At 59.8% G+C, this 244-nt stretch carries 1 protein-coding gene; it reads right to left on the bottom strand.

The window, feature by feature from the left end; genetic code table 11:
* Positions 1 to 244: hypothetical protein (locus tag WP12_RS00005; RefSeq protein ID WP_046191724.1), on the bottom strand; the 244-nt coding region annotated here is incomplete at both ends.

The raw sequence follows: 244 nt of genomic DNA, 5'->3' as shown, positions 1-244 counted from the left end.
TTTGCTTCTGATCCAGTCCAGGGCCGCCAGCACCGGACGCCACACGGCGTTGTTCGACCGGAACTCCAGTGCCGAAAGCAGGCTTGGCAGCATACGGCGATAATGATTGGCCCATGCCCTCCGCATCACCTTGTAGATCCGCCGATCCAAGGCGCCCTTTGCCTGGCTTTCCTTGATGATCGCCGCCAGTTTGTCCTTGCCGGCGATTGGGAAAATGACATCGCAGATGCGCCCGGATGGATCG

Source organism: Sphingomonas sp. SRS2 (assembly GCF_000971055.1).
GTDB lineage: Bacteria > Pseudomonadota > Alphaproteobacteria > Sphingomonadales > Sphingomonadaceae > Rhizorhabdus.
Note: the sequence above shows the minus strand (reverse complement) of the source record. Positions and strands in the feature narration are given on the sequence as shown.